We start from the raw sequence: 7,784 nt of genomic DNA on the forward strand, positions 1-7,784 counted from the left end.
ACAGACTTCGAGATGTTGCCAGTCCTCATCATCGACCTCGAGGCGGAGCTCACGGATTACTACCGCACCGCTAAATTAACGGCCGAGGCACTCGCACTTGCTACCAAAGCTATCACCACCCACAGCACAGCAGCTCAGGAACACCCAGAACTCCAGCATGGCCTGGCAAGGCATTATGATACTCTGGGCTTAGTTTCGCTTTTCAATCTAAACCAACCGAAACAAGCGTTGGCGCACCTCAATCAAGCTCTTAGTCTACGTGAAAACTCTTCGAATGTTCGACTGCTCAGCATCTCTCTTATGAACATAGGGATTGCCCTGGCCTTTCTAGATAAAAATGACGAAGCTGCGGGCAAACTTCTCGAAGCGCTTGAGCTTCGTAAAACTTACCGCGACCCTTACGATATGGCCGTCATCCATTTGAATCTTGCAGAAATCTATCAACGTTTAGACGACGCCGACTCGCTCAAGGATCATGCCCAGCAAGCCTATGACTTTTGTGAGAAGAACAATATTGAGGGTCTTAAAAAGCAGTGTGAGGATTTCCTCAACGCATAGGCGGCGCCGTCCGCGGGAAAGACTTCAAGAACCTGTTTTAGTTAAACTTTAGCCAAACTCCTCGAAATCAAGACGCGTAACCTGCCGTGTCATGCGTACTATGGCAGCCATTGCTCACTTTGCGTTGAACGCCCAATTTAGCTATTCACGCTACATGCAATGCCCTTCATGCGCACACCCATTTCCATGGCAGGAATCTTTCGCGCGTATGATTACGTGTACAAGTTGCCATGCGGTCAGTTTGGTTGGGCGAGACACGCTTGAACTCACTGGAAAAAGCGCAACCCTGGCCGCCAGCACCGGAGCTTTAGGGCTGGGTGTCACAGGAGAATACGAAGGTGCCTCCTTTGTGGTTCAAGGGCGAGTTCGCTACAGCTACGACCAAGGCTTTTGGGACGAGTGGTGCCTGCAGTTTTCTAATTCTAATTTAGGATGGGTCTCAGAAGACGACGGCGAACTCACGCTCACTCAAAACCGCAAGACCAGCATCACGCCTATCCGGTTTGGGAAACTCAAAGTGGGACAAAGTATCGTCTCTGGAGATTCCAATTACCGCGTCCAAGAGTCCGGAACAGCGGTTTGCTTGGGAGGCGAAGGTCAACTTCCATTCGTAGTCTTGCCAAGAGAAACCATCGACTACAAAACCCTTCGCGCCGGCGTAAACCGAATCGCCACCCTTGAATTATCAGATGAAGGCGTAAAGCTTTTTACGGGAAGAAAAATCAAAGCCGCAGAGCTCAACATCATTGAACCCGTCATCCCTCTGCCGCCGGTGGACGACCCCACAGACGGACATACCGTTGCGAGCGTTGCTCTTGAATCTATGGGATGCTTTTGCTGCGCCGCGCCGCTTGAGGTGAAAGATGGCGCCCTCACCCTAACCTGCACCTACTGCGGCACACTCAACGACCGAGACTTACCCCAGGTAGATTGCCCTGCATGCAGTGCCCAATTCGGTTTGGCATTTGCTACCAACATTGAGCAAGCCCACTGTCCCACCTGCCATTCAGTCCTTAAAGTCACGTCGCCAGATAGACCTAAAATACTAGTAAGAGCTGAAAAATCAGGTTCAACGAATAAGAACGATGGGGGCAAAACCACCACCGTTGACCCCGCACAATTTCGAGCACCTTCCATTCGACCATTTAGAATCGGACAACGTTGTACCATTCAAGGCATCGAGTATGTGCTCACCGGCCACTTGCAGTCGGTCGTTCACGAAGCAGACATCCCCTACCCAAGCGACTCGTTCATACTGATGTCAAAATCCAATGGTCATCTTTGGCTTGAAAAAGAGGACAATCATTTTGTGCTCAATAGGCGAATGAACGAGGCTCCTTCCGTAGGTTCAGGCAAGTCGCGAAAATCAAAGGTTCGCATTGGCGACGCCACCTACAAAGTGTTTGAAAAGGGACTCTCCAAGACCACTTGGGTGCAAGGCCAATTTCCATACATGGCCAAAGCTGGGGATGAATCGAGCTATACCGATTTAATCAGCCCGCCCTACAGCATCTGCATTGAAGAATCGAACAACGAACTCGAAGCCTTTAAAGGAAAATATCTTCAACCAAGCGAGGTGGCGGCCGCTTTTGGTTTCGATGAGGCACAGCTAAGCAAGCGCAAAGGCGTTGCACCTTCACAGCCTTTCATCCGCAGCCCGTTTAGGCGCTATAGCAAAAAGATCCAGGGTTATAGTGCTCTCGTCATGCTGCTTTGCGCCATGGTCGTCAATGCTAAGGGACAACATGTTGACAAAATGACCATAGAGCCCAAGGAGTATTCCGGCGGGCAAGAATACCAGTCCCAATATTTTGAAATCACGCAATCCGATACATTGGTAGAGCTCGAAGCTTTTGCGCCAGTCGACAATAGCTGGGTCTATCTAGACATGATGCTCATCGATGCCGCCGAAAATCGCATACACGAATTCTCGACCAACATCTCCTACTACCACGGGTATGAGGGCGGAGAGTCCTGGTCCGAAGGAAGTCGGCAGAGAGAGATATACCTAAAAATCAAGGACCCCGGTCAATACAAACTCGTGGTCACCGGCGAAACTCCCAACAACAAAGACTGGTGGGATAAACAAGGCCACGTCGACATCGTCATCCAAGAAGGCGTCTGGCTCTCGCGTTATCCATTGGCGGTCTTTCTTTTTTCCCTGATTTGGTTTTTTGGAGAAATCATCGCCAAGGCCAGCTTTTCGGCAGTGCGCTGGGGCGACGATGCATAAGCAAAAGACAAAAGGGCAAATCTCATGACCCGCGGAGCACGCATTCTAGCCATCGTCATGGGCTTATCGGGACTAGGCTCTATGTGGGCTGCTCAATCGGGCATTGGCCTCTCAGAGCCCACGCGTGAGGCATTAAGCGTACGCGAAGACTCTAAGCGTACCAATAAGGGGCGACGCTATTTTCACGGAGGCGGACACCACCGTGGCAAGTAATCGAACAACTAGAGGAGGCAAATTATGCCAGACACTATTATAAGTGAACTATGGGGAATCATTCCCACCATCGTCTATTTCTTTGTAGGGCTGATTCTATTCGGCGTGGGAATCAATCTCATGGAAAAACTCACACCCTTTTCGGTGCGTAAAGAAATTGAAGAAGAACACAATTCAGCCCTTGGCATTATCATTGGCTGCGGACTCATTGGTCTTGCCATTATCCTATCGGCAGCCATTAAGTAGTCATGTCCAACAATGTAGCACCGCCCATGGCAGAAGTCTCAAGCCCTGCCCTGCTCCTCACCGTATTCGTCGCTGCGGTATGTGGTCTGGTCTACGAACTCATCGCAGGAACACTTTCCAGCTACCTCCTGGGTGACTCTGTCACACAGTTCTCGTTGGTCATTGGCATGTTTCTCACCTCGATGGGCATCGGTGCTTATCTTTCCAAATTCATCGAAGAGCTGCTCCTCGAGCGGCTGATCCTTATTGAAATGGCAGTTGGGTGTATTGGCGGACTCGCGGCAGGCCTAGGTTTTGCCGCATTTGCCTATACCGAAGCCTACGGCATGGTGCTTACTTCACTGGTGATTACCATCGGCATATTGGTCGGCATGGAAATCCCATTGGTCATTCGGATACTGCGCAATACCGTGGGCCTGGAGATAACACTCGCCCATGTGATGAGCCTAGACTATGTGGGCGCACTTTTGGCGTCACTTGTCTTTCCGTTTGTCATCCTGCCGCAACTTGGTTTGGTACGTGGCAGCTTTCTAATGGGGTTTCTCAATATTGGGATTGCCCTCTATCTGATTCGCTCCGTTAAAGGACCACTTACCGGTCGTCGCAAATTGACCAGCTTAGCTTTTGGACTTCTCTTTCTGATGAGTGTGGGGTTTTTAGGTTCTTCCCAAGCAACCCTCCATTTTGAAGACCAACTTTACCAAGATGATATTATCTTTGCGCGCAATACGGGCAGCCAACGTATGATTGTAACTCGTTGGCGAGACGACATCCGTCTCTACCTCAACGGACATCTCCAATTTTCAAGCGTAGATGAATACCGTTACCATGAGACCCTTGTTCATCCTGCTATGGCAGCTGCACCCAATCGGTCCCGGGTTCTGATCCTGGGAGGCGGCGATGGTATGGCTGCCCGAGAAGTGCTGCGTTATCCAGATGTAACCCAGCTCGACTTAGTCGACCTCGACCCTGAAGTTACCGCTGCCTTTCGCGATAACCCTATGTTCAGCGAACTCAATAACGGCTCACTCTCAGATCCTCGGATTCGAATTTACAACGAAGACGCAATGAAATTCATGGGTCAAACCAGCGAGCTCTACGATGTGATTCTGATGGACCTTCCCGACCCATCCGATGCAAACCTTGGTAAGCTATACTCGCGGCCCTTTTTTGAATTGGTTGGCCGCCACCTCACACCCACCGGTCGCCTTGCCGCGCAATGCACCAGCCCGTTTCGCTCTCGAGCAGCCTTCTGGTCGATTGTAACCACACTCGAAGCAGCCAGGTTTGGTTCCCCGGAGCAGCCGCGCCAGCTCATTGCCCGTCCGTACCATACGGTTGTTCCATCATTTGGAACCTGGGGATTTGTCGTGGCGTCAATGCAGCCCATCGACGTATCGGAACTGGAAGTACATCCATCGGCCCGCTACTTAACCAGCGAACTGCTGCCCTCCTTGTTTACATTTCCAAACGATATGAAGCGCATTCCAACGCCCGTAAGCTCACTTGATAATCCAGTGGTCGTGAATCTCTACCGTGATGGATACAATCAATACTTTGATTGAGACGCTTAAAACGTCACGAGAAATAGAGATAAACCTGCGGCTTATAACAGTTATTCTATCTGAAAACCGATATTCCCTAGACTAAGCAGATTGCAGCATTGCGCATCAAAGAGCCCTTTGTTATCGGATTTCTTAATGAAAATTGGCATCTATACAGTGTCTCTCTTTCGACAAGTCACGGGCATCGAAAAAGTTGGACTCCAAGTCGCTAAGGCACTCACCGCTGATGGGCATACCGTCACCTGGGTAGCACCTCCTGGCCAATTTGCTCCCATTGCCGCGCTGCCTGCTGGTGTCAGCGTTGAGCACATACCCTACGAAATCTCACTCGACCACGCAGCGCAACTTCGAGACATTGTAAAACGACGAGAGCTGGACGTCATCGTAGCGATGACCACCAATGGTGTAGCTTCAACCTTTCCAGTAGCCTTGGACGGGCTCAATACCGCACTGGTCTTTTCTGAGCACAACCAGCCTGACTTTTATGTCGAAAAATGGTGGGGATTCGGGCAAGACTTCGAAGAAAAAATGCGCATGCGAAATGCGGTGATCGACTCCTCTGACAAAGTTCACGTTTTACGTGAGTCCTGCATCCCGCAAGGGCTTACTGATGCAAACAAAGTGAGAGTTATCCCGAATGCCACCGCTAAGACCAACCTGCGAGCCCAAGAACCGTCGCAAGGCCAACGCAATCGATTCATCAGCATTGGCCGGCTTAGCCCTGAGAAAGGGCTTCTCGATGGCCTCGAAGCCTTCGCCAAAGTCTCTTCACGTATCCCAAACTGGGACTATGTCTTCTTTGGAGAAGGACCGCTTCTCGATAAGCTCAAAGAACGTTCAAAACAGTTACGAATACTCGGCCGTGTTCAATTTCGGGGTCACACCGATAACCCCATCCAAGAGCTATCGGCCTCCCAAATTCTTCTCATGCCGTCGAAATTCGAAGGGTGGCCACTGGTTGCTGGAGAAGCTCAGTCCGTAGGCCTACCCATATTGGGTTACCGTGACTGCGAAGCACTCGCACAATGTTTTGACCATCCAAACGGTGGGCACTTGGTGAATGAAAGATCCACCGACGAAATGGTGCAAGCGATGTTTGAAGTGGCAACCCAGACCGCCAAGTGGAGAGAGTTGTCTCAAAACGGCCTCAACTCCGTGAAGAGCCGAGAGCCGAAGCTCATCGCGCAACAATGGATTCAACTTATAAAAGAGGCATATGACTCCAAACAAGAACACCAACTCTTATTAGAGAAACCCATCAAGAGCGGCGCCTCAGTCCAGAATCCTGATGCCATCGACTATCTACGACATAAAATTCAGCAGCACGTGAGTTCACTGCCCGATGAAGTTGGTCCAGATACACTCCAAGCCCATACTAAAACTGTCTTTCAATTCGTCGCTCGAGGCCGGGTGAAAACGGCAGCGCAGTCCGTTAGAGCCAACATTTGGCCCATCATTCGCAACGCGCTTAAAGAACCCACACGCATGACTGCCAGCCGGCTCGACGGTCCCAATATCACTCTTTACTCACTTCCCTCCATTGAAGATGGCCCACGGCACCTGGCAAAGCATCTTCAATCGCCTCCCTGTGTAATATTCGACGACCCCAAACGGGGCCTCGGCGTTGAAAACTATCTGAAGCTTCTAACGTCGAAAGTGGTGGTCACTGAAGGAGGTATTCCTTCCGGCTACCAAACCCATCAGAAACTGGTTCAGATTTGGCACTCAACGGGATTCATCAAAAAAGGCGCCAACCTTAAATCACAGCTCACGGAGTCTGAATTTAAGAAACGGTCCGGTGACTTCACTCATGTGATTGCACCCTCCGCTGAAATGATACCTATGTATGCAGAGGCCTTCTGCGTACCGCCAAGTCGTGTCTTACCATTAGGGTCCATCAAAACCGACTTCCTCATAGATCCCGAGCAAAAGTCGATCTTCGCACGCCAACTGATTAGCCAAATACCGTCTCTCACTGGCAAGCGAATATACGTGTTCGCACCAACCTTCCGGGGACAATGGCCAGACTGCGTCTTTCACTATTCTTCAATCAATCTCGACGAAATCAACGAAGCCTTAGCAGATGACGAGCGGCTCATTATCAACCTGCACCCGAGTCTCGCTGCAACACCCATGAACGAAAGAACACGCCGCACAAATCTAGTACCTCAGCCCAAGCACCATAAAATCATCGATGCACATGCCCAAAACCTCACGATTCAAACGCTTTTGGCTGCAGCCGATATTTTCATCAGTGATTATTCAGGCGGCCTACTCGACGCCATCGCGGCTCAGACCCCAACCATCTGCTTCGCTGACGACCTCGACCACTATCGTAACCAGCTCACTCCAGGGTTTATTGATGAGGTACCAAATTTGGTTACCAAACCCGGTTCAGCATCATTTCTCGATGCTTTAAAGTCAGCTGAAACCGGCTCAGAAAAGCTCGATAGGTTCCGAAAACGCTGGGTTGGTGCATGTGACGGTAGCTCTGGCGTAAGGGTCGCCAGGCTGCTAGAGGGCCTCTAAGCTTGGAGATGCATAGGGCTTGGCAGTCAAATCAGCTCGAGATGACGGATCTACGTGGCTTACTCAGGTTCAGTCGACAACACCGGGATATCAGATGGCAAAAGTAATCACATTCGGAACCTTTGACCTTTTTCATGTAGGGCACCTTCGGATTCTAGAGCGAGCTCGGGCCTTGGGCGATAGCCTCTGTGTTGGAGTCTCCTCAGACGAGCTAAACATGTCTAAAAAAGGCAAGTTACCCGTATGCCGACTTGAAGACCGACTGGCGATAGTTCGGGCCCTTCGATGCGTAGACGAAGTCTTCGTCGAGCACGATTTGGCTCTCAAAGGCCAGTATATCCAAGAACAAGCAGCGGATATCATGGTCATGGGTGAGGATTGGAAAGGCAGGTTTGACGATATGAACGAATATTGCAAAGTCGTCTACCTTGAGCGTACAC

7 protein-coding genes are annotated in these 7,784 nt (G+C 50.5%); all 7 read left to right on the top strand.

All coding sequences use genetic code 11. The annotated features are described in order from the left end of the window. Positions 1-558, top strand: a 558-nt coding sequence (locus tag HOK28_02275; protein ID MBT6431887.1) for a hypothetical protein, incomplete at its 5' end; no start/stop codon positions are given. A 208-nt stretch (positions 559-766) separates the two neighbouring features. After that, on the top strand, positions 767-2,791 hold the full coding sequence (locus HOK28_02280; GenBank protein ID MBT6431888.1) for a DUF4178 domain-containing protein: 2,025 nt from the start codon (positions 767-769) through the stop codon (positions 2,789-2,791). 24 nt (positions 2,792-2,815) lie between these two features. Next, positions 2,816-3,004: a hypothetical protein gene (locus HOK28_02285; GenBank protein MBT6431889.1), complete on the top strand. Its 189-nt coding sequence runs from the start codon at positions 2,816-2,818 to the stop codon at positions 3,002-3,004. Between the two features lie 24 nt (positions 3,005-3,028). Next, a complete protein-coding gene (locus tag HOK28_02290) occupies positions 3,029-3,250 on the top strand; it encodes a DUF350 domain-containing protein (protein ID MBT6431890.1) in 222 nt (73 codons plus the stop codon). Positions 3,251-3,252: 2 nt separating this feature from the next. Continuing rightward, on the top strand, positions 3,253-4,815 hold the full coding sequence (locus tag HOK28_02295; protein ID MBT6431891.1) for a polyamine aminopropyltransferase: 1,563 nt from the start codon (positions 3,253-3,255) through the stop codon (positions 4,813-4,815). A gap of 135 nt (positions 4,816-4,950) precedes the next feature. Continuing rightward, a complete protein-coding gene (locus HOK28_02300) occupies positions 4,951-7,344 on the top strand; it encodes a glycosyltransferase (GenBank protein MBT6431892.1) in 2,394 nt (797 codons plus the stop codon). A 94-nt stretch (positions 7,345-7,438) separates the two neighbouring features. Further along, positions 7,439-7,784: adenylyltransferase/cytidyltransferase family protein (locus HOK28_02305; protein ID MBT6431893.1), on the top strand; the 346-nt coding region annotated here is incomplete at its 3' end.

This window comes from Deltaproteobacteria bacterium, from assembly GCA_018668695.1.
Taxonomy (GTDB): domain Bacteria; phylum Myxococcota; class XYA12-FULL-58-9; order XYA12-FULL-58-9; family JABJBS01; genus JABJBS01.